This is a genomic window from Natronomonas marina (assembly GCF_024298905.1).
Taxonomy (GTDB): Archaea; Halobacteriota; Halobacteria; order Halobacteriales; family Haloarculaceae; genus Natronomonas; species Natronomonas marina.
Genome location: NZ_CP101154.1, coordinates 104,383 through 125,323 on the forward strand (window position 1 = coordinate 104,383; position 20,941 = coordinate 125,323).

General features: G+C 70.0%; 20 protein-coding genes and 1 tRNA gene. 6 read left to right on the forward strand and 15 right to left on the reverse strand.

The window, feature by feature from the left end:
• Positions 1 to 195: 195 nt before the first annotated feature.
• From NLF94_RS00545 to NLF94_RS00560, 4 genes are all read right to left on the reverse strand, one after another.
• Positions 196 to 1,278 (reverse strand): THUMP domain-containing class I SAM-dependent RNA methyltransferase, encoded by a 1,083-nt coding sequence (locus NLF94_RS00545; protein ID WP_254839508.1) that lies wholly within the window; start codon positions 1,276 to 1,278, stop codon positions 196 to 198.
• 89 nt (positions 1,279 to 1,367) lie between these two features.
• Positions 1,368 to 2,123, reverse strand: coding sequence for a zinc-ribbon domain-containing protein (locus NLF94_RS00550; RefSeq protein ID WP_254839509.1), 756 nt, complete (start codon positions 2,121 to 2,123; stop codon positions 1,368 to 1,370).
• A 310-nt stretch (positions 2,124 to 2,433) separates the two neighbouring features.
• Positions 2,434 to 3,378 carry a LipP1 family hormone-sensitive lipase gene (gene lipP1, locus NLF94_RS00555; protein ID WP_254839510.1) on the reverse strand — a complete coding sequence of 315 codons (945 nt, stop codon included), beginning with the start codon at positions 3,376 to 3,378 and terminating at the stop codon, positions 2,434 to 2,436.
• Between the two features lie 67 nt (positions 3,379 to 3,445).
• A complete protein-coding gene (locus NLF94_RS00560; protein WP_254839511.1) occupies positions 3,446 to 4,312 on the reverse strand; it encodes a hypothetical protein in 867 nt (288 codons plus the stop codon).
• Between the two features lie 111 nt (positions 4,313 to 4,423).
• Here NLF94_RS00560 and pheA point away from each other — a divergent pair, with 111 nt between their 5' ends.
• A complete protein-coding gene (gene pheA / locus NLF94_RS00565) occupies positions 4,424 to 5,227 on the forward strand; it encodes a prephenate dehydratase (RefSeq protein WP_254839512.1) in 804 nt (267 codons plus the stop codon).
• Between the two features lie 83 nt (positions 5,228 to 5,310).
• Positions 5,311 to 5,754 carry an NUDIX domain-containing protein gene (locus NLF94_RS00570; RefSeq protein ID WP_254839513.1) on the forward strand — a complete coding sequence of 148 codons (444 nt, stop codon included), beginning with the start codon at positions 5,311 to 5,313 and terminating at the stop codon, positions 5,752 to 5,754.
• A gap of 8 nt (positions 5,755 to 5,762) precedes the next feature.
• Here the strand turns inward: NLF94_RS00570 and NLF94_RS00575 are convergent, their stop codons facing one another.
• From NLF94_RS00575 to NLF94_RS00600, 6 genes are all read right to left on the reverse strand, one after another.
• Positions 5,763 to 6,617, reverse strand: a complete 855-nt coding sequence (locus NLF94_RS00575; RefSeq protein ID WP_254839514.1) for a ZIP family metal transporter — start codon at positions 6,615 to 6,617, stop codon at positions 5,763 to 5,765.
• Positions 6,618 to 6,699: 82 nt separating this feature from the next.
• Entirely contained in the window at positions 6,700 to 7,734 is a 1,035-nt protein-coding gene (gene radA, locus NLF94_RS00580; protein ID WP_254839515.1) for a DNA repair and recombination protein RadA, read from the reverse strand.
• A gap of 117 nt (positions 7,735 to 7,851) precedes the next feature.
• Positions 7,852 to 8,454 carry a PspA-associated protein PspAB gene (gene pspAB / locus NLF94_RS00585; protein WP_254839516.1) on the reverse strand — a complete coding sequence of 201 codons (603 nt, stop codon included), beginning with the start codon at positions 8,452 to 8,454 and terminating at the stop codon, positions 7,852 to 7,854.
• A gap of 175 nt (positions 8,455 to 8,629) precedes the next feature.
• Positions 8,630 to 10,705 carry an NAD-dependent DNA ligase LigA gene (gene ligA, locus NLF94_RS00590; protein WP_254839517.1) on the reverse strand — a complete coding sequence of 692 codons (2,076 nt, stop codon included), beginning with the start codon at positions 10,703 to 10,705 and terminating at the stop codon, positions 8,630 to 8,632.
• Positions 10,706 to 10,764: 59 nt separating this feature from the next.
• The gene (locus tag NLF94_RS00595) at positions 10,765 to 11,871 is read right to left on the reverse strand and encodes a pyridoxal-phosphate-dependent aminotransferase family protein (RefSeq protein WP_254839518.1); all 1,107 of its coding nucleotides are present in this window, start codon (positions 11,869 to 11,871) and stop codon (positions 10,765 to 10,767) included.
• Positions 11,872 to 11,970: 99 nt separating this feature from the next.
• Positions 11,971 to 13,161, reverse strand: coding sequence for an MFS transporter (locus NLF94_RS00600; RefSeq protein ID WP_254839519.1), 1,191 nt, complete (start codon positions 13,159 to 13,161; stop codon positions 11,971 to 11,973).
• Between the two features lie 81 nt (positions 13,162 to 13,242).
• On the opposite strand from NLF94_RS00600, the gene NLF94_RS00605 reads away from it, so the two are divergent.
• The 4 genes from NLF94_RS00605 (at position 13,243) to NLF94_RS00620 (ending at position 19,342) form a co-directional block, all read left to right on the forward strand.
• On the forward strand, positions 13,243 to 14,118 hold the full coding sequence (locus NLF94_RS00605; protein ID WP_254839520.1) for an MBL fold metallo-hydrolase: 876 nt from the start codon (positions 13,243 to 13,245) through the stop codon (positions 14,116 to 14,118).
• Between the two features lie 46 nt (positions 14,119 to 14,164).
• Positions 14,165 to 14,866 (forward strand): SDR family NAD(P)-dependent oxidoreductase, encoded by a 702-nt coding sequence (locus NLF94_RS00610; RefSeq protein ID WP_254839521.1) that lies wholly within the window; start codon positions 14,165 to 14,167, stop codon positions 14,864 to 14,866.
• 64 nt (positions 14,867 to 14,930) lie between these two features.
• Positions 14,931 to 16,382 (forward strand): ATPase domain-containing protein, encoded by a 1,452-nt coding sequence (locus tag NLF94_RS00615; protein WP_254839522.1) that lies wholly within the window; start codon positions 14,931 to 14,933, stop codon positions 16,380 to 16,382.
• Between the two features lie 14 nt (positions 16,383 to 16,396).
• Entirely contained in the window at positions 16,397 to 19,342 is a 2,946-nt protein-coding gene (locus tag NLF94_RS00620) for a PAS domain S-box protein (RefSeq protein WP_254839523.1), read from the forward strand.
• Between the two features lie 24 nt (positions 19,343 to 19,366).
• Here the strand turns inward: NLF94_RS00620 and NLF94_RS00625 are convergent, their stop codons facing one another.
• From NLF94_RS00625 to NLF94_RS00640, 5 genes are all read right to left on the reverse strand, one after another.
• Positions 19,367 to 19,630, reverse strand: a complete 264-nt coding sequence (locus tag NLF94_RS00625) for a zinc ribbon domain-containing protein (protein ID WP_254839524.1) — start codon at positions 19,628 to 19,630, stop codon at positions 19,367 to 19,369.
• Positions 19,631 to 19,641: 11 nt separating this feature from the next.
• Positions 19,642 to 19,818 (reverse strand): DUF7317 family protein, encoded by a 177-nt coding sequence (locus NLF94_RS00630; protein ID WP_254839525.1) that lies wholly within the window; start codon positions 19,816 to 19,818, stop codon positions 19,642 to 19,644.
• Between the two features lie 132 nt (positions 19,819 to 19,950).
• Positions 19,951 to 20,076, reverse strand: coding sequence for a hypothetical protein (locus NLF94_RS20750; protein ID WP_256558670.1), 126 nt, complete (start codon positions 20,074 to 20,076; stop codon positions 19,951 to 19,953).
• A gap of 85 nt (positions 20,077 to 20,161) precedes the next feature.
• Positions 20,162 to 20,235 (reverse strand) — tRNA-Lys (locus NLF94_RS00635).
• Between the two features lie 40 nt (positions 20,236 to 20,275).
• Positions 20,276 to 20,929, reverse strand: coding sequence for a DUF7119 family protein (locus tag NLF94_RS00640; protein ID WP_254839526.1), 654 nt, complete (start codon positions 20,927 to 20,929; stop codon positions 20,276 to 20,278).
• Positions 20,930 to 20,941: the final 12 nt, after the last annotated feature.

Below are 20,941 nucleotides of genomic sequence, written 5' to 3' on the forward strand. Positions count from 1 at the left end.
TGTTGGGTGGGGGTGGGTCGTCGGTCGTCGTCGGTGCTGTCGGGGGAGAATCAGGGGCGTACACCGACGGCGAGTGCGAGCGGCGAACCGCGGACGCGTGTGGCGTCTCGCATACTCCACCGTATTACACGATTGTTCATAAAGATACCGGCGAGCGGCAATCGTTGCGGACGGTCGTCCACGCTGGGCCGCGCGCTACGGGGTCCAGACCACGACGGAGGCGTCGATGCGGCCGTAGGGGATGTCGTGACGCTCGACGAACTCCAGCGGTAGCAGGTCCGGCTTCGTCGTCAGCGCGACCAGTCGGTCGACGGACCCCTCGCGGACGCGGTCGGCGAAGGCGACGTAGAGGTCCCGCAGGTCCTCGCTGACCCGGATGCCGAATGGGAGGTTCGTGACGACGCAGTCGGCGTCGAGACTCGCCTCCCGGGCGTCGGCCGCGACGACGTCGACAGCGCCCTCGACGCCGGCCGCCTCGACGTTGACCCGGGCACATCGGCGCCACTTCTCGCGGCGCTCGCGGGCCTCGAGGTCGGGGTCGGTGTCCCGCGGTTCGTGGCCGGCCCGCCGCTCGCCGAACCGCTCGGCGTCGTACCGCGGTAGCACCCCGAAGGCGGGGTCGAGGTCGGGTCGCGGCGGCCGGTCGGTCGCCGCCAGCGCCGCCTCGATGGGTATCGTCGCCGACCCCGCCATCGGGTCCACCAGCCGGTCGTCGGCCGCGTACTCCGCCAGCCGGAGCATCGAGTACGCCAGCGTTCCCCGCAGCGGGGCGTCGTGCTCGCAGACCCGGTAGGGCCGTTTGTGCAGCGAATCGCCCGTCAGGTCGACCGCGAGCGTGAACCGGTCGTCGTAGAGATACGCCTCCAGCCGGACCGTCGGGTCGTCGAGGTCGACGGGGAGGCGGTCGCCGGTCGCCGCGCGGTAGCCGTCGATGACCGCCTGTCCGACCCGGTCGGCGACGTCGACGCTCGTGAACTCGTGGCTGCCGTGGCGGGTGCCGACGACGCCGAACTCCTCGTCCGGGAGGTGGGCCGCCAGGTCGACCGTCCGCGTCGCCTCGTAGACGCCGGCGAGTCCGTCGACTCGCTCGTCGACCAGCACCTCCATGAGGCGGTGGCAACTCCGCGACCGGCAGTGGAGGTCGTAGACGGCCTCGCGGCTGCCGTCGAAGGCGACGACGCCCCGGTGGTGGGTGTCGGGGTCGGCGCCGACCAGCTCCGCGAGTTCGGCGCTGGTCACGGACTCGAGGCCGCCGTTCGTCGTCGCCAGCAGTCGCACACCGGCGATAGACGGCAGCGGGTCAAAAGGCCGGCGACGGGGGCGGTCGCGCCGGGGCGGCCGCCGCCGCCGCCCGTCGAGCCCCCGTCTCAGGCGGCGGTTTCGCCGGCCTCCTCGGGGACGAACCGGGAGGCGACCCAGCCCACCGCGGCCGCGAACCCGGCGGGGAACGCGACCGCGAGCAGGCTCGTCAGAAAGAAGATTCCCCGCCCCGACAGCCCGCCGTCGACGTTCGCCAGCGGGCTGAACGCGACGAACGGGATCAAAAGCAGGACGGCCGCGACCGCGTAGCCGCTCTTGGCGACGGCGCCCTGGACGGTCCGCTGGCGGACGAGGTAGGCCGTCGACCCGAGCCAGGCGACGACCCCGAGCAGGAGGCCCCATCCGCTGCCGGTCAGCACCGCGATGACGATTGTGCCGACGATGCCGACGACGATGCCGCCGCCGATGCCGACCAGGACCGTCAGCGTGTTGTCGACGAACCCGTCCGGGTCGAGCAACTGGTCGTCGGCGCCGGCGTCGCCGCCCCCGTCGGCGGTGTCGGCGGCGGCACCGGCGGTGTCGTCCGTGGCGGTGCCGCTCTCCGTTCCCCCCTCGTCGGTGCGTCCGTAGGTCGGCTCCGGCGCCGATTCGCCGTCGGTCCCGTCCCCGGCCTGGTCCTCGGTTCCGGCGTCGTCCCAGCCGCTCGTCTCCTCGCCCGTCCCCGAGGTGTCCCAGTCGCCGTCGCCGTCCGCGTCGGCGGCGTCCTGTTCCTCGGTGAGGTCGGCCGAACAGTGCATGCAGTAGGTCGCTGTCTGTCCGATGGGCTCGCCGCACTCCGGACAGTGCGGGTCGGCGTCGCTCATTCCCTCGGTCCCCCGCTCGCAGTCGTCGAGTGATTCGATAGCATCTCTCGTGCCCGCTCGTCGTGTTCAGGTCGCCGCAGGGTCTTGATTATTTGCCCGTTCGTCCGCCGTTCACCACGACAGCAGGACGACGAGTGCGGCGGCAATCGGGTCGTCCTGCTGGTCGTGAACGCCGTCCGCGGTCGCCGCGGCGAGGCAGTCGACGCCACTGCCGGCGACCTACGGAACGAGCCCGACCACAGGGTGGGACGCACTCGCTACGACGCCGGCAGCGAGCGGTAGAGGGACTTCCGGTCGACTCCGGGGTGTTCTACCGGGCGGCGTCCAGCCCCGAGGCGCCGACCCGGATAGCGTCGTCGGCGGCCTCGACCATCCCGATGAAGCTGATGAAGCCGTGAATCATCGACTCGTAGGTCGCGTGGAAAACGTCGACGTCGTCCGCCTTCAGCGCCTCGGCGTAGGCGTTGCCCTCGTCCCGCAGCGGGTCGAAGCCGGCGGTGACGACCGTCGCCGACGGCAGTCCCGAGAGGTCCGAACAGAGCAGCGGCGCGAGATACTCGTTACGGTGGTGGACGGCCGACTGGACGTACTGGGCGTCGAACCACTCTATCGTGTCCTGTTCGAGGAAGTACCCCTCGGCGTTCTCCTCGCGACTGGGGTACTCCTCGAAGGGCGAACCACAGACCGGGTAGTACAGCAGCTGGTGGGCGATGTCGGGACCGGTCTCGTCGGTCGTCACGTCCCGCTCGACGTCGCGGGCCATGAGCGAGACGGCCGCAGAGAGGTTCGCGCCGGCGCTGTCGCCGCCGACCGCGACGGTGCCGTCGCCGCCGACCGCCCCGGGGTTGTCGGCGATCCACTCCAGGGCCGCGTAGGCGTCCTCCAGCGGCGCGGGGAAGGGGTGCTCCGGCGCCAGCCGGTAGTCGACCGAGACGACGGTCCAGCCGCTCTCGTCGGCCAGCTTCTGACAGACGTTGTCGTGGGTGTCGAGGCCGCCGACGACGAACCCGCCGCCGTGGAAGTACACGAGCACCGGCCGTTCGCCCTCTCCCGGCTGGTAGACACGAGCGTCCAGTTCGCCGTCGGCCCCCTCGACCGTCAGGTCGAACTCGTCGTACACCTCGTGGTTCGGGGTGAACGTCGCCACGGCGTCGAACTGCTGGCGGGCCATCTCGACCCCGACGTCCTCCAGGTTCGGGGTCTGCTCGATCATGTCGAGGATGGGCTGCAACTGCGGGTGGGGCTCGTCTGCCATATGGTGGTGGATGTCGTCCCAGCCCCTTGAGGCTACCCACGGCCGCAAGTACGCCCGCGGCGCGGGGCTACACCCGGTCGCCGAACAGCCCGCCCTCGACGGTCAGCCCTCGGTCGTCGCCGTTGCCGTCGTCCTCCTCGTCGTCGGACTCGTAGTCGCCGCGGCGCTTCCGGAGCCACCACTCGACGGCGCCCGCCGCGGTCAGCAGGACCGACAGCGTCGGCCACCCGCCGAGCAGAAGCGCGACGACCAGTCCGCTTCCCGCCGCGACCGCCGGCTGGACGAACACGAAGTCGACGAGCAGGTACGCGACGAGACCGACTCCCGGCGCCAGCAGGCCGAACCGACGGTTCAGCGCGACCGGGACGCCGACGAAGAGCAGCGAGGCGCCAAGCACGTACAGGAGGGTACCCGCGAGGTCGACGGGCGGCGGTACCCGCGAGGGCACGCCGGTGTCGATGCGCCACAGCGGCAGGGCCGCACGGACGGCGAAGACGCCGGTGTAGACGGCGGCGGCGCCCACCCCCACCGACAGCGCCCGGTAGCCCCGTTCCGACGGCGGGTTCGCAAGGCGTCCGAGCCGTGCCCGGACGAGCGTCTCCGCCAGCGCGACGACGGCCACGAGCGGCGCAGCCACGAGGACGCCGACGACGAGCAGGCCGCCGTGCCACCCGAGGGCCGCTGGAATCGCGGCGAAGCCGACGAGGGCGACGAGCGGCAGGACGACCCGGTGCCGGAGCCCGAGGAAGACCGCACCGGCACCGAGCGCGAACGGGACCGCCACCAGCGCCGCGTACAGCAGCAGCGTCCCGGGCAGAAATCCCGGGCCGACGGGCAGGCGGATGACGTCGGTTGCGACCCCGTAGCCGCCGGCGACGACCGCCGCGAGGAGGCCGCCCGCGAGGCTCGCCCGGAGAGGTCGGTCCCGAAGCATACCCGACTCCTCGTCGGGTGCGGGCATAAACACGGCGTCGGCGGGTCGTCACCGGGTCGGCGCCCGGTCGAACCCACGGCCTTTTGACGCCTGCCCGTCTACGGGCGGGCAATGAATGCCCTCACGCTCGGTCCCGAGGGGACCTACTCACACCGCGCGACGAAGGCCATCGCCGACGACATCGACTTCGTCGAGTCGGTGACCGGCATCGTCGAGGGCGTCGCACGCGGCGAGTACGAGCGCGGCGTCGTCCCGATAGAGAACAGCATCGAGGGGTCGGTGACCGAATCGCTGGACGCGCTGGCCGACCGTAACGTCGCCGTCGTCCGGGAGATCGTCACGCCCATCCAGCACGCGCTCCTGGCACAGACCGGCGAGTTCGAGGTCGTCCTCAGTCACCCGCAGGCGCTGGCGCAGTGCCGCGAGTACCTCGGCCGGGAGTTCCCTAGCGCGCGGACAGAGGCCGTCGCCTCCACCGCCCGCGGCGTCGAGCGGGCCCGCGAGGACGACACGGTGGCCGCAATCGGCCACCCGGCGACGGCCGGCGACGACCTGCAGGTGCTCGCAAGCGGCATCCAGGACAGCACCTCCAACGCCACCCGATTCGTCGTCCTGGCGTCGGAGACCGAACGCTCCGACGCCGGCGGCAAGACGAGCGTCGTCGTCTACCCGAACACGAACTACCCCGGCCTGCTTCTGGAGATGCTGGAGCCGTTCGCCGAGCGCGACATCAACCTCTCGCGGGTCGAGTCCCGCCCCAGCGGCGAGCGCCTCGGCGACTACGTCTTCCACCTCGATTTCGCGGCCGGTCTCTACGAGGAGCGAGCACAGGAGGCCGTCGACGAACTGCGCGACATCGCAACCAACGGCTGGGTCCGGGTGCTGGGCTCGTACGACACCGAACACGTCCTGTAACGCCGAGCGTCGCTCGTCCGTCACAGCGAACCCCGCTCGCAGGTCCCCCGAAGATACTCACCGGCGACCCGAACAGTCCCGATATGGACGAGTACACCTACGTCGTGAACGTCGAGGGCGCGGTCGTGCGCGACGGCGCGTACCTCCTCGTCGAGCGGGCGGCCGACGAGGAACACGCCGCCGGCCTGCTGGGGTTCCCCGGCGGCAAGGTCGAAACTGATCCCGGCGTCGACGCGCCCATCGAGGCCACCGCTCGTCGGGAGCTCCGCGAGGAAGTCGGCATCGAGGTGGGCGACGTCGAGTACGTCCACAGCCGGACCTTCGAGACGGACACGGGTGCGGCCTGTCTCGACATCGTCACCCGCTGTGAGCACGTCGGCGGAGAGGCCCGCCCCCGGAGTCCCGAGGAGGTCGCGGCGGTCCACTGGCTCACGCCGGCCGAAATCGAGGCCCGCGACGCGGCGCCGGCGTTCCTCGAGGGAGACGTCGAACGGCTCGAACGGGCGCGGACGGGGGACCTCGCCTGACCGGCCCATCACCCGGCCAGTGCGATGTCCAGATACAGCATCACGACGACGCCGGCCATGAGTCCGAGCGTCGCCACGCGCTCGTAGCCGCCGCGGTGGGTCTCCGGGATGATCTCGTCGGAGATGACGAACAGCATCGCGCCGGCGGCGAAGCCCATCGCGTACGGGAGCAGGGGCTCGACCGCCGCGACGGCGACGGCGCCGAGCACCGCCAGGGGAATCTCGACGACGCCGGCCCGGATTCCGGCGACGGCGGCGTACAGCCGGCGGTCCAGCACGGCGTTGATGGCGGCGACCGACACCGCGAGTCCCTCGGGGACGTTCTGGATGCCGATGGCGAGCATCAGCGCCAGCGCGCTCCCGACCTGGGCGGGGTCGCCGCCGGCGGCGCCGAATCCGACGCCGACCGCCAGCCCCTCGGGCATGTTGTGCAGCGTGATGGCGAGGATGAAAAGCACCACACCGGCCAGCTTCTCGTCGTCGACCGGCAGCGTCTCGTCGGGGTTCGCCGCGTCCGTCCGCCGACTCCCGGTCAGCAGGTAGTGGGCGTGCGGGACCAGCCCGTCGGCGCGGTCGAGAAACAGCGCGCCGAGCGCGATTCCGACGAGCGTCGGAACCGGGTTGCCGTCGGAGTACTGCTCGATGCCGGGGATAATGAGGCTCGTGAACGCGGCCGCGAGCATCACGCCGGCGGCGAAGCCGAGCATCCCGTTCAGCGAGCGCTCGGAGGGGTCCCGCCAGACGAGCACCAGCGAGGCGCCGAGGAGGTTGAAAAGCGCGATGACGACGCCGCCGGTCAGCGCCTGCAGGAACGTGCTGGGACCGACGAACCGGACGAACGCCTCCGTCAACTGCGCCTGCATCGGGTCGGAGATCGACCGCCCCGGTATTGAACTTACGGTCCCGACGACGGCCGCGGTCCGGGCTTCGGTTCTCTCGCGAGCCCTACTCGGGCTTCAGTCCCTCGCCCTGCACGCGCATGACGGCCTCGCCGTCGGGGAGGTTCGGCGCGTCGACGAGCTTGACGATGCGCTTGTCCTGCTTGGACTTGCGGAGGTACATCCGGAACGTGGATTTGTGGCCGAGGATGTTGCCGCCGATGGGCTTGGTCGGGTCGCCGAAGAAGGCGTCGGGGTTCGACTGGACCTGGTTGGTGACGACGACGGCGGAGTTGTAGAGGTTCCCGACCCGGTCGATGTCGTGGAGGTGCTTGTTGAGCTTCTGCTGGCGGTCGGCGAGTTCGCCGCGGCCGACGTACTCCGCACGGAAGTGGGCGGTCAGCGAGTCGACACACAGGAGCCGGACGGGGTAGTCGTCGTCCTCGTACTCCTGGGCGATCTCCTGGGCCTTCTCGGCCAGCAGGATTTGGTGGTCGGAGTTGAATGCCTTTGCGACGTGAATCTTGTCGAGGAACGTCTGGACGAGTTCGTCCATGGCGTCCTCGTCGTCGGGGCCGCCCTCGATGTCGCGGGCCTCCATCGTCGCCTCGATGACGTCGTCCGGGAGTCCGTTGACCATCTCGTCGACGCGCTCGGGCCGGAACGTGTCCTCGCTGTCGACGAAGACACAGCGTCCGTGGAGCCCGCCCTGCTCCTTCGGAAGCTGGACGTTCACCGCGAGCTGGTGGGTGACCTGGGACTTGCCGGCGCCGAACTCGCCGTACACCTCGGTGATGGACTGGGTCTCGACGCCGCCGCCGAGCATCTCGTCGAGCTCCGGGATGAGGAACTCGAGTTTGCCGATCTGCTCGCGTCGCTCCAGTACGTCGGTACCGGTCTCGAAGCCGCCGACGTCGGCGGCCTCGCGGGCCGCCTGGATGATGTCGTGGGCGCTCGACTCGCCGACGTCCGCGGTGTTCGAGAGTTCGCCGGGGCTGGCCACGGCGATGCTCTGGTACGTGTCGTAGCCGTTCTCTCGGAGCTTCTCTGCGGTCGCCGGGCCGACGCCCGAAAGGTCCTCCAGGTCTGCGGTTGCTGCCATGGTCGGTCCTGTGGCCGCCCGGTACATAAAGCCTCGTTAACAGCCTGGTGGAAGTAAAACTGCCGCAAGAGAACCCTCCGACTGCGCTCGGACGCCGAAGGTTTAGGGCCGAAGGGGTCAGCCCCAGGGGTGGGCGTCGCCCTCGGGCCACAGCGGGTACCAGTAGGCGGTATCGTCCTCGACGGACAGCTCGCCGTCGAGGACGCTCTCGAGTTTGAACTCCGTCCGCTGGTCGCGCTCCCGACCGCCCGTCGGGACGAACGGGTAGTAGGACCCGCGGCGGAACGAGTACACCCAGTAGGCGGTCCGGCCGTCCCGCTGGAAGGCGAAGAGCGCGGCCAGCAGCCGGGAGCCGAACCCCTCCTCGACGAGGGTGTCGGACGCGAAGTGGACGCTCGTCACCAGGTCCTCGAATTCCCGGTCGTGGAGGACGACCCAGTGGTAGCCGTGGGCGTCCTCGACGAAGTCGGCGGTCGTCCCCGTCTCGGCTTCGCCCAAATCGAGGACGGCCTCGACCTCCTCGCGGGCGCGCCGGAAAGCCGTGCTGTCGACGTCCGCGAAGCACAGCGCCGCATCTCCCGTCGGCGCGAACCCGAGGTCCGCCTCCATCGTCAGGTACGCCGTCGACATCCCGAACAGGTCCTCCGGGTCGGCCTCCCGGGTCGCGTCCGCCTCCGCGCCCAGCCCCAGTACCTGCCGGATGGCGTCGAGCACTCCCATCAGGGACACTCCGTGCTCGCGGGCCTTCAACACGGGTGGTCGGTCGGCGCCACGGCCCGGCCGGCGATTTATATACCGGGACGGGACCACCGTCGGTGTGACCTGACGAGGGCCGGCGCCCCGTCGAGGCCGGAGCGTGGAACACGGGCGCCGGAGCGACCGTTCCACCTGCTCGCTACACGTCGACGCCGCGGTCCTCGAGCAGCGCCTCGAACGTCGACTCGTCGACGGTCGGAACGTCGTTGGCCTCGGCGTCCTCGCGCTTGCTTCGTCCCGGGTTCTCTCCGACCACCAGGTAGTCGGTGTTGCTCGAGACGCTCGAGGTCGCCGACCCGCCGTTGGTCTCGACCAGTTCCCTTGCCTCCTCGCGCGTCCAGCGGTCGAGCGATCCGGTGAAGACGAACGTCACCCCCGCCAGCGCGTCGCTCGCGGTCTCGCCCGCCCGCGGGTCGACCCCGTGCTCGCGGAGCGCCGCGACGACCGCGCGGTTCCGCTCGCTGTCGAAGAACTCGCCGATCTCTCTCGCGACCGTCTCGCCGACTCCCTCGACCTCCCGTAGCTCCTCGGGCGAAGCCTCGAGGACGGCGTCGAGCGTCCCGAAGTGGCGTGCGAGGTCCGCCGCCGTGGTCGGTCCGACTTCGGGGACGCCGAGCGCCGACAGGAAGTCCGACAGCGGCGGCTCTTTCGAGGCCTCCAACTCGTCGAGGAGGTTCTCGGCGCTCGTCTCGCCCCAACCGTCCAGCGCCGCGAGTTCCTCGACGGACAGCTCGTAGAGGTCCGGCAACTCCTCGACGAGCCCCTCTTCGAGGAGCTGGTCGACCGCCTTCTCGCCGAGTCCCTCGATGTCGAGCCCGGTCCGGGAGGCGTAGTGCTGGACCGCCCGGCGCAACTGTGCCGGACAGGCGACCCCACCGGTGCAGAACGCCATCGGGCCGTCGCGCTCGACCGGACTCTCACAGACGGGACACCGGTCAGGGAACTCGAAGTGTCCCTCCCGTTCGGAGTCGACGACCTCCTCGATGTAGGGGATGACGTCGCCGGCGCGCTTGAGACGGACTCTGTCGCCGATGGCGACCCCGAGGTCCTCGATCTGGTCGGGGTTGTGCAGCGTCGCCCGCGACACCTCGACGCCGGACACTTCGACGGGGTCGAGGAGCGCGACCGGCGTCAGGCGGCCGGTGCGCCCGACCTGAACGACAACGTCTCTGACCGTCGTCTCCTCGGTGCGTGCGGGGAACTTGTAGGCGAACGCCCACCGCGGGGCCCGCGAGGTCGCTCCGAGCGTCTCGCAGGCGGCCTTGCGGTTCAACTTGATGACCGTGCCGTCTATCTCGTAGTCGAGGTCGTCCCGTCGGTCGAGCATCCCGTCGCGGAACTCGATTGCCTCCTCGGTGTCGCCGACGAGTCGGGTGTGTTCGTCGACGTGGAACCCCCACCCGTCGACCGTCTCGTGCTCCTCGAGACGTGTCTCGAAGCCGTACCCGCCGTCGTCCAGCACGTCGAAGACGAAGCAGTCCAGCGGCCGCTCGGCGGTGACGGAGGGATCGAGCTGTCGGAGGGTCCCGGCCGCCGCGTTCCGGGGGTTGGCGAAGGGGTCGTCGCCGCGCTCGATCCGCTCGCGGTTGTACGACTGGAAGGCGGCCTTCGGCATGAACACCTCGCCGCGAACCGCGAGGAAGTCGGGGTAGTCACCGACCAGCTCCAGCGGCACCGACCGGATGGTCCGGACGTTGGCGGTCACGTCGTCGCCGGACTCTCCGTCGCCACGCGTGGCGGCCCGTTCCAGTTTCCCCTCCTCGTAGACGAGTTCGACCGAGAGACCGTCGAACTTCGGCTCACAGAGGTACTCGACCGGTCCGTCGTCGCCCGCCGCCTCCAGCCGCTCGCGGACCCGCTCGTCGAAGGCCCGGACGTCGGCCGCCTCGCCCGAGGAGTCGATGGAGAGCATCGGGGCGACGTGTTCGACCGTCTCGAGTTCCTCCAGCGGTTCCCCGCCGACTCGCCGCGTCGGGCTGGTCTCCGAGCGGAGGTCGAACGCGGCTTCCAGCGCCTCCAGCCGGTCGAACAGGGCGTCGTAGGTCCGGTCGGAGACCAGCGGGTCGGCCCGCTGGTAGTACCGGTGGTCGTGGTACCGGACGGCCTCGCGCAATCGTTCGACCTGCTCGCGGGCCGTCGCCTCGTCGAGTTCCTCGACCGGCTCGAAGTCCAGCGACGGGTTCCGGACGTAGGGGTTGTCCTCCGGTTCCTCCATTGGCGGTGGCTCGGCACCCGTCGGCAAAAAGTCGGGCGAATCGGTGCCGGCGGCCGGCGCTACAGACCGGCGACGTCCTCGATGGCGTCCGTGAGTTCGCGGACGCTCTCGACGGTGTGTTCGCCCATGTGGCCGATGCGGAACGACTCCTCGCCGATGGAGCCGTAGCCGCTGGAGAACACCATGTCGTACTCCTCGGAGACGGTCTCGACGGTGTCGGCGACGTCGATGCCGCGGGTGTTCTCGACGCAGGTCACCGTCCGGGACTCGTAACCCTCCTCGGCGAAGGTGTCGAAGTGCTCGCGGGCCCACTCGCGGGTGTACTCGGCCATCTCGCGGTGACGGCGGTCCCGGGCGTCGTGGCCCTCCTTGAGCATGTGCTTCATCTGCTGGCGGTAGGCGAGCATGATCGGGATGGCGGGCGTCGAGTGGGTCTGACCCTTCCGGTCGTAGTAGTCGAGACAGCGCTGGAAACCGCCGTACCACGACGCCGACTCCTTGTCGAGTTCCCGCTCGTAGGCGGCGTCACTGACCGCACAGACCGCAAGCCCGGGCGGCATGGCGAAGGCCTTCTGGGTGGAGGTGAAGATGGCGTCGACGTTGTGGCCCTCGATGTCGATGTAGTCGCCGCCGAGACACGAGATGGCGTCGACGACGAAGTAGGTGTCCGGGTACTCGCCCAGCAGGTCGCCGATCTCCTCGACGGGGTTGCGGACGCCCGTCGAGGTCTCGTTCATCACCATGCCGACGGCGTCGTAGTCGGCCCCCGACTCGAGGGCGTCCCGCACGTCGCCCGGTTTGACCGCCTGCCCCCACTCGTACTCGATCCGGTCGACGTCCTTGCCGAGTCGTTCGGCGACGTTCGCCTGGCGCTCGCTGAACGCCCCGGAGGTCGGCACGAGCATCCGGTCGTCGACGAGGTTCAGCGTCGTCGCCTCCCAGAACTCCGTCCCCGACGCCGTGAGCACGACGACGTCGTGGTCGGTGTCGAGGAACTCCCTCGTGTCCTCGACGATGGTCGTGTAGAGGTCGGTCATCCGGTCCATCCGGTGGCCGAACATCGGCTCGCACATCGCCTCGATGACGTCCTCGCGAACCTCCGTCGGCCCCGGGAGATACAGCGTCTTGTCGGGATAGTCGCCCGTGTACTCTCGTTTCTTGGTCACCGAACCACCTCGGGTGGGTATACCCTGACGACGAGAGGGCAAGGTAGTTTTGATACCCGTGGGGTCCTGGCGGGGCGACGAGCGAGTCGCCGACCGGCCTCAGGCCCGGTTTCCGAACGTCGCGGTCGGGTCCGGCACCACGCGGACGAGGACGGGGAGGGCGACGACCACGACGAGGGCCTCCAGGCCGCCGGCGACGAGGAACGCGGTGAAGAAGTCGTAGCGTGCGGCGACGCCACCGCCGACGAGGATGCCGCCGAGGAAGCCGAGGCTCCCGAAGATGTTGAACCCGCCCATGGCGGCGCCGCGCTCGCCGGCGGCGGCCATGTCGGTGACCAGCGCCATCGTCGCCGGCGCGACCAGGGCGCCGAGGACGCCGACGAGCACCATACCTGCGGCGGCGACGGTGACCGTCGGTGCGAGTCCGACGCCGATGATCGCCGCACCGTAGCCGACCGATCCGGCGACGATGGGGACGACGCGACCGATGCGGTCCGAGAGCGCGCCCAGCGGGTACTGCAACAGCGCGAACGGGGCGAAGAAACACGCCAGCACGAGTCCGGTCGCCGCGGGGTCGAGGTCGAACGCCTGCCGGAAGTAGAACGTGCCGACGAGACCGAAGAAGCCGGCGGTAAAGCGGTCGGCGAAGCCGAAGGCGTAGGGCAACAGCAGCTCCGGCGTCCGGCGGACGCCCGCGAGGACGTCCCGGAGGCCGCCGCCCCGGGTCGGCGTGCGGTCCGGGAGGGTCGCGGTGAGACCGGCGACGGCCACGAGCAGGACCGACGAGACGGCGAGCGGCGCGAGCGGGTCGACCGCGTACAGCTGGCCGCCGACGGGGGCGCCGAGGGCGGCGCCGGCCCCGATGGCGATGCCCGCCGCGCCCATGTTGCGGCCGTGGCCGCCGTCCAGATCCATCAGCATCGTGATGGCCAGCGAGAAGGCGCCGATGGTGAACGCGCCCTCGAGGAACCGGAGGGCGAGCGCCAGCCCGAAGCCGCCCGTGTCGGTGACTACCGCCGCGACGAGCGTCAGGTACGCCGTCGCGCCGCCGAGCGCGCCGACGACGATGAACGGGATCCGCCGTCCGGCGCGGTCCGAGACGGCGCCCCAGACCGCCGAAAAGAGGACGAAGGCGGCGAGCTGGACGCCCAGGAACGCGGTGCCGGCGTCGATGGTCGGTTCGGCGCCCAGCGCGGCCACGAGTTCGTCGACCCCCGGGTACACGAGCAACTGCGTGAAGAGGACGACGAAGACGACGGCAGCCAGCCGGACGCGCTCGCTGCGGCTCACGGGCGAATTTGGGATGCCGACGGTATTAGTTTATCAGGTCCGCGGGAGCGGCTTTTTGTCGGCGCGAGTCCTCGTCCCGACATGCTCACCCTCACCGTGCTCGGCAGCGGGGGAAACTCCCCGATTCCGACGCCGACCTGCCGCTGTCGGGTCTGCGAGCGAGCCAGAGCGGAGGGCGTGCCCCACGCCCGGCACGGCAACTCCCTGTACGTCGAAGAGCTGTCGGCGGTGGTGGACGCCCCGGAGTTCGTCTACGAGAGCCTCGAACGGGAGGGCGTCGACGACCTCGAGTACCTCTTTTTGACCCACTGGCATCCCGACCACTCGGCGGGCCTCCGGGTCCTCCAGTCCCGTTCGGGCGAACGGATGTTCTCCGAGGCGGAGTACGGACTCGTCGACGCGGTCCGGGAGACCCGACCGACGCTCGTGACGACGCGGCGCGTCTACGAGCGGACCTGCGAGACCTACGGCGCCCTCCGGCACTTCGTCGAGGAGGTCGGCTTCGCGGGGACCCACTTCCTCGAGGAGGCGCCGCTGACCGTCGGCGAGACGACGGTCGAGGCGGTCCCGTACTCGCTGTCCGGCGACGGGGACCTCGACGCGACGGCGTTCGTCCTCCGGCAGGGCGAGCGGACCGTCGTCCTCGCGACCGACGACGCCCGACACCTCGAAATCGAGGCGCTCCCCGAGGACGTCGACCTCGCTGTGTTCGAGTGCGGCTACTTCCCGGAGACGCCCGACGGGACGCCGATATTCACCGACGTCGACGCCGCCATCCTGGACGACGAACTCACCCACGCCGAGGTCCTCGAACGCGTCGAACGGCTCGACCCCGACGGGGCGCTCCTGACGGAAATCGAGCACATCTACGCCCGGACTCACGGGGACTTCCGGGCGCTGCAGGCCGACTACGAGCGCGTGACGTTCGCCCACGACGGGCTGACCGTCACCGTCTGACCGGGATGGACCGTTTTAAGCGGCCGCGCCGCAACGGCCTGCCCGTATGCCGAACACCATCATCGTCGGCGCCTCCTCGGGTATCGGCCGGTCGCTGGCGAGGGAGCTCGCCGGGGAGTACGACCTCGGACTCGCGGCCCGCCGCACGGACCGCCTGACGGCCGTCGGCGAGGACGTCGGCGGCGCCCACGTCGCCCGCATCGACGTGACCGCCGACGACGCCCGCGAGCGGTTCGACGACCTGGTCGACTCGATGGGCGGCGTCGACCTGGTCGTCGTCTCCTCGGGCGTCGGCCGACACAACCCCGGTCTCGAGTGGGCGGACGAACGGGACACCGTCGACGTGAACGCCCGCGGCTTCACCGCCATCGCTACCGCCGCCGTCGAGCGGTTCGAGCGATCCGGCGGCGGCCACCTCGTCGGCATCTCCTCGGTGGCGGCCGAGATCGGGAGTCCGACGATGCCGGCCTACAGCGCCTCGAAGGCCTACGTCTCCCGGTACCTCGAGGGACTCCGATACCGGAGCGACGACGACGTGGTTGTCACCGACGTCCGGCCGGGCTACGTCGACACGCCGATGTCGCCGGAGACCGACCGCTTCTGGGAGTGCTCGCCGGAGACCGCCGCCCGGGGAATCGTCCGCGCCATCGCCAAAGAGAAGGAGGTCGCCTACGTCCCCCGGCGGTGGTGGCTCGTCTCGAAGCTGCTGGCGGTCCTCCCGGACCGGTACCGGGCGAATCTGGGGTAGCGACCGGGGACGGGTGTCGGCCGGCCGCTGGATTTATCTCGACCCGAGCAAAAATTGCTCTGTCTTGTCTACAATTGACACACGCATCCCGCTCGGCATCGGCGGCGCCGACGAGGTGCTACACGGCGGCCTGCTGCCGGCGCGGTCGTACATGCTTCGCGGCGAGGCCGGCACCGGCAAGACCATCTTCGGCTTCCACTACCTGACGACGGGCGTCGCGGCCGGCGAGTCCTGTCTGTTCGTCGCCTTCGAGGAACCGGCCGACGACATCCGGGAGAACGCCGAGACGCTCGGCTTCGACCTCGACGAGGTGGAGATACTGGACCTGAGCCCGGACGCGAGCAAGTTCCTCGAGGAGGAGCAGTACAGCGTCTTCGCGCCCGACGAGGTGGAGAACGAGTCGGTGACCGACCGCATCGTCGAGGCAGTCGAGCGGGTCGACCCCGACCGGGTGTTCGTCGACCCGCTGACCCAGCTACAGTACCTCTCGGCGGACGACTACCAGTTCCGCCAGGAGGTCGCCGGGCTGATGAGCTACCTCGAGAACCGGGGGGCGACGGTGCTCTTTACGACCCAGCCGACGCCCTCGCGGCCCGACGACGACCTCCAGTACCTCTGTGACGGGGCGCTCGCGCTGGAGCGCTCGGAGTACGGCCGCTCGTTTTCGGTCCTGAAGTTCCGGGGGTCGGACTTCCAGGGCGGCAGCCACACGCTCCGCATCGACGGGACCGGGGTGTCGGTGTACCCGAAACTGGTCCCCGGCGAGTACGACAGCGACTTCTCCGTCGAGCGGGTCGGCTCCGGCGTCGACGAACTCGACTCGCTACTCGGCGGCGGCATCGAGCGCGGCTCCGTCACGGTCGTCAGCGGCCCCAGCGGCGTCGGCAAGACCACCACCGGGACGCACTTCCTGACGGAGGCCGCCGCCCGCGGCGAGACGGCCGCCGCCTTCCTCTTCGAGGAGACCGAGTCGTCGTTCCGGCACCGCTCGGACGCCATCGGCCTCCCCACGGAGGAACTGATAGCCGACGGGGACCTGACGCTCGAGTACATCGAGCCCCTGTCCATCTCGTCCGACGAGTTCGCCCACAAAGTCAAGACCGCCGTCGAGGACGAGGGCGCCAGCGTGGTGATGATAGACGGCACGGCGGGCTACCGGCTCTCCCTTCGGGGCCGGGAGGACGAACTCGTCTCCGAACTGCACGCGCTGGTCCGGTACCTCCGGAACGTGGGGGTGACGGTCATCCTCGCCGAGGAGGTCCGCAGCATCACCGGCGAGTTCCAGCCCTCCAGCGAGAACATCAGTTACCTGGCCGACAACATCCTCTTCCTCCGGTACCTGGAGGTCCGCGGCGAGATACGGAAGGCGGTCGGCGTCCTCAAGAAGCGGCTCGGGGACTTCGAGCCGACGCTCCGGGAACTGCGGATCACCGGCGACGGGATGTGGATCGGCGACCCGCTGGACGACCTCAGGGGCGTCCTGACGGGGACGCCGGAGTGGCGCGACGACGACTGACTGGTGAGACGGGAATGAGCGACCACGAGCGAGCGGCACGGACCGTGCTCGAGGGGACCGACGAGCGGGTGCTCCTCTCGATGGCCGGCGAGCGCGACCGGGAACTGCTCGCCGGTCGACTCGGCGACCGCTACCGGGTGGTGGACGGCGACCCCGGGGAGTTCGACGCGTTCGACCTCTGTATCGTCGACGGGCCGACCTACCGCCGGGTCGAGGGCTCGCTCGCCGAGTTGAAACGCGAGACGGAGGCGTACCTGCCGGTGCTGTTGCTCGTCGAGGACCGCGAGCGGGCCCGCGAGGCCGAGTGGATCACCGAGACCGTCGGTGGCACCGTCGACGACGTGCTCGTGATTCCGACGCCGAAGCACGAACTCGACGCACGGATCGAAGCGATGCTGCGGGCACGCCGGCAGTCCCGGCGGCTGGCGCTGTACCGCCGGGCGATGGACGAGGCGTCCATCGGCATCAGCATCACCGACCCCGACCGGCCGGACAACCCCCTGGTGTACGTCAACGACGGCTTCTGCCGGCTCACCGGCTACGACCGGGAGGACGTCCTCGGGGAGAACTGCCGCTTGCTCCAGGGGCCCGACACCGAGGAGGCGACCGTCGACCGCCTCCGGGACGCCATCGCGGCCGGGGAGCCGGTCACCGTCGAGATACTGAACTACCGGGCGGACGGCGAGCCGTTCTGGAACCGCCTGACCGTCGCGCCGGTCCGCGACGATGACGGCGAGGTGTCTCACTACCTCGGCTTCCAGGAGGACGTCACCGAGCAGGTCGAACGCAAGCGGGAGGTGCGCCGCGAGCGCGAGCGGTTCGAGGCGCTGGCCCGGACGGCGACCGACGCCATCCTCCTCGTCGACCCCGAGAGCACGGTCGTCTACGCCAACGCCGCCGTCGAGCGGGTCTTCGGCCACGAGCCCGCCGAAATCGAGGGCGAACCGCTGACGAAGCTGATGCCCGAGGGGCACCGGGACAGCCACCGCGAGGGCATCGAGCGCTACCTCGAGACCGGCGAGCGGGACATCGACTGGAACGCGGTCCGGTTCCCCGGCCTGCACGCCGACGGCCACGAGGTGCCGCTGGAGCTATCCTTCGGCGAGTTCGAGTGGGACGACGGGCGACTGTTCGCCGGCATCATCCGCGACGTCTCCGACCGGGTGGCACTCGAGGGCGAACTCCGGGAGGAGCGGGAACTGCTCGAACAGATATTCGAGACGAGTCCCGTCGGCATCACAGTCGTCGACGCCGACGGCGACATCGTCCGCGCCAACGAGGCCGCCGAGGAAGAACTCGGACTCGAACGCTCCGAAATCACGTCGCGGACGTTCGACACACCGGCGTGGGAGACGTTCGACGCCGACGGCGAGCCGATTCCGGCCGAGGAACTTCCGACCGCTCGCGTGCTTCGGACCGGCGAACCGGTCGAGGACTACCGCCACGGCATCCGCGTCGACGGCGAAGAGCGGTGGCTGTCAATCAACTCCGCGCCCCTGACCGACGAGGCGGGCAACGTCGAGTCGGTGGTCAACGCGGTCCGGGACATCACCGACCAAACCGAGCGACAGCGGGAACTCGAACGGTACGAGACGCTCGTCGAGGCCATCGACGACGCGGCGTGGGCGTACGACGAGGACGGCTGTCTCTCGCTGGTCAACCGGGAGTTCCTCGACAACCTCTCGGTCCCCCGCGAGGCCGTCATCGGCGTCCACCTCTCGGAGTTCGAGTCGCTGTTCGCCGACCCCGGGGACTACGAGGAGTACCGGAATCTCGTCGAGGACCTGCTGGCCGGCCGGCGGGAGGAGGCCACCATCGACATCGAGTTGACGCTCCCCGACGGCCGCTTCGTCGCGAACCTGAGCCTCGCCTCGATACCCGGCGACGACGGCCCGGTCGGCGCGGCCGCCGTCGCCCGCGACATCACCGAACGGGTCGACCGCGAGCGGGACCTGAAACGGTACGAGACCATCGTCCAGACGACCCCGGACCCCATCTACGTCCTCGACCCCGAGGGCCGGTTCGTCCGCGTCAACGACGCCATGGTCGAGGCCAGCGGCTACGACCGCGAGGACCTGATCGGGAACCACGCCTCGATGGTGGCCGACGAGGCGATGGTCGCCCGGGTCGAGGCGATCATCCGGGATCTGCTGGCGGGTGACCGGGACCACGCGACCTTCGAGGGGTCGATGACCTTCGCCGACGACACCCGCCGCGAGTACTCGACCAGCCTCTCCCTGCTCCGGGAAGCGGGCGAGTTCAGGGGAACCGTCGTCGCTGCCCACGACGTGACCGACCTCCGGGACCACAAGCGTCGGCTGTCGGTGCTGGACCGGGTCCTCCGGCACAACCTCCGCAACCGGATGAACGTCGTCCTCGGCTACGCCAGGGAACTCGCCGACCACGACGACCCCGAGGTCGCCCACCTCGGAAGCGCCATCGCCGACAGTGCCGACGACCTGCTGGAGTTGAGCGAGAGCGCACGGGAGTTCGAGAGCGTCATCTCCGGGACCGCGGAGGCGACCACGACGATGGACGTCGTCGCCCTGGTCGAGACCGCGGTCGCCGCCGCCCGGAGCGAGTACCCCGGAGCCGACATCTCCGTCGACTGTCCCGACGCCGCACACGCCAGAGCCCACGAGACCTTCGAACTCGCCGTCGAGGAACTGCTCGAGAACGCGATCACGCACTGCGACTGCGAGGACCCCACCGTCGAGGTGTCCGTCACGGTCGCCGACGACGCGGTCCTGATCCGCGTCGCCGACGAGGGGCCCGGCCTCGACGACGTCGACCGGCGGGCGCTGCAGTCCGGCAGCGAATCGCCGCTGGAGCACACCCAGGGGCTCGGCCTCTGGCTGGTCAAGTGGACCGTCGAGAGCGCCGGCGGCGAACTCGACATCGAGGCCCGCGAGCCACAGGGCACCGTCGTTACACTCTCGTTGCCGCGAGCGCCGCCGTAGCCGGTGGTGTCGGCCGCCCCCGTTTCACCACCGGCGCGCCGTCCGGACCCAAAATTCCGCCCACAGCCGGATGTTCTCGGCGATGGACGAACCGACCGCCGGCTGCCGGTCGGTTCGAGCGGCGGGCCGGACGGCGACCTCCGCTCGACAGTCCGGACACAGATACCGGGTCCTGTGGCCCGTCTCGACGACCTGCCAGTCCCCGTCGGGACGGCTCCGGTGGCCGCAGTTCGGGCAGAACAGCGTCGACTTCGGCGGGACGTCGTCGGCGGACGGGCGAGACTCCATCGACGGCCGACTCAGCCGGCGGTCCGCTCGAGGGCCTCCCCGAGCTCCTCGCGCACCGGAATCCCGCGGGAGCGAAGCGCCGTCTTCATCTTCGCCGTCGACACGCCGCCCCGGGCGGCCGCCCGCTCGAGGTCGAGCGTCCCGCTACGATACAGCGTCATCGCCGCCGTCAGTGACCTGAATGACATCTGGCCTTCGGCCGAATAAATTCGGTACGAGTAGTTAAATCTTCTGCGAGAATAGATGCCATACAATAGGAGAAAATGAGTAGAAAAACGTCGATTGTTTTGATATATGTGGTAGAATAAGACGAACTTCTATCAGGCCTCCGAGGGAAAGAGACGTTCGATGCCGGCGGCGTCGCTGTCGCTCCGCGCTGCTCGCCGTTGGTTCGGGACGGAACGGGCCGAGAGGGATTTGAACCGGAGCCAGACGTGCTCGCTCACGCCGTTCGCTGCGCGCGACTGGCAGGATTCAAATCCTCCTCTGCCGGTTCACTCGACGGTTCGCTCCGCTCACCGTCTCGTTGCACGGGCCGAGAGGGATTTGAACCCCCGACCATCTGGTTAAAAGCCAGATGCTCTGCCGGACTGAGCTATCGGCCCGCGACTCCGCGTTGTCGTGGTTCGCGGTAAATCCTTTCGATTAGAGGAACTCCTCGAGGGCCTCGACGACGACCTCCTCGGGCGGAACGTCCTCGAGGGCGGCGTGCCGGCGGAGTTCCCGGTAGGTCGCCGGCGGCAGCGAGACCTGGAGTTCCCCGAGGTCGATGCCCTCGGCGGCCAGCGCCGACTCGACGCTCTCGCCGTCGTTCACCCGGGAGGCGATGGACCGGACCTCCCGGACCGTGAGGTCGTGGTCCAGCGCCGCCCACGCCAAGAGGAACCGGGACTCGCCGGCGACGCGGGCGATGTGCTTCGCGGCGGTCGGCGCGATTTCCCCCAGCGCGACGTGTCGACGAATCGAGCGCGGCAGGTCGTGGACCCGGGCCCACTTGCGGATGAACGAGACGGTCACGTCGCCGTCGGCGCGCTCGGCGGCGGCCTTGTAGGAGCCGGTCCCCCGAACCAGCGCCGCACAGGCGGCCGCCCCCCGGAGTATGTAGACGTTGTCCTCGCTGCCGACGGTGTTGTTGGCGAACCGACCGACGGTGTCGGCCGCCGCCGCCAGGCTCTCGGGGTCGGTCGGGTCGAACTGGACGGCGCTCTCGCCGGCGACGCGGGGGTCTCCCCGGATGACCGGCTGGCCGACCGGCGACTCCCGGTCGGTCGGTGGTTCGCCGCCCCGTTCGTCACTCATCGATCTCCGGTA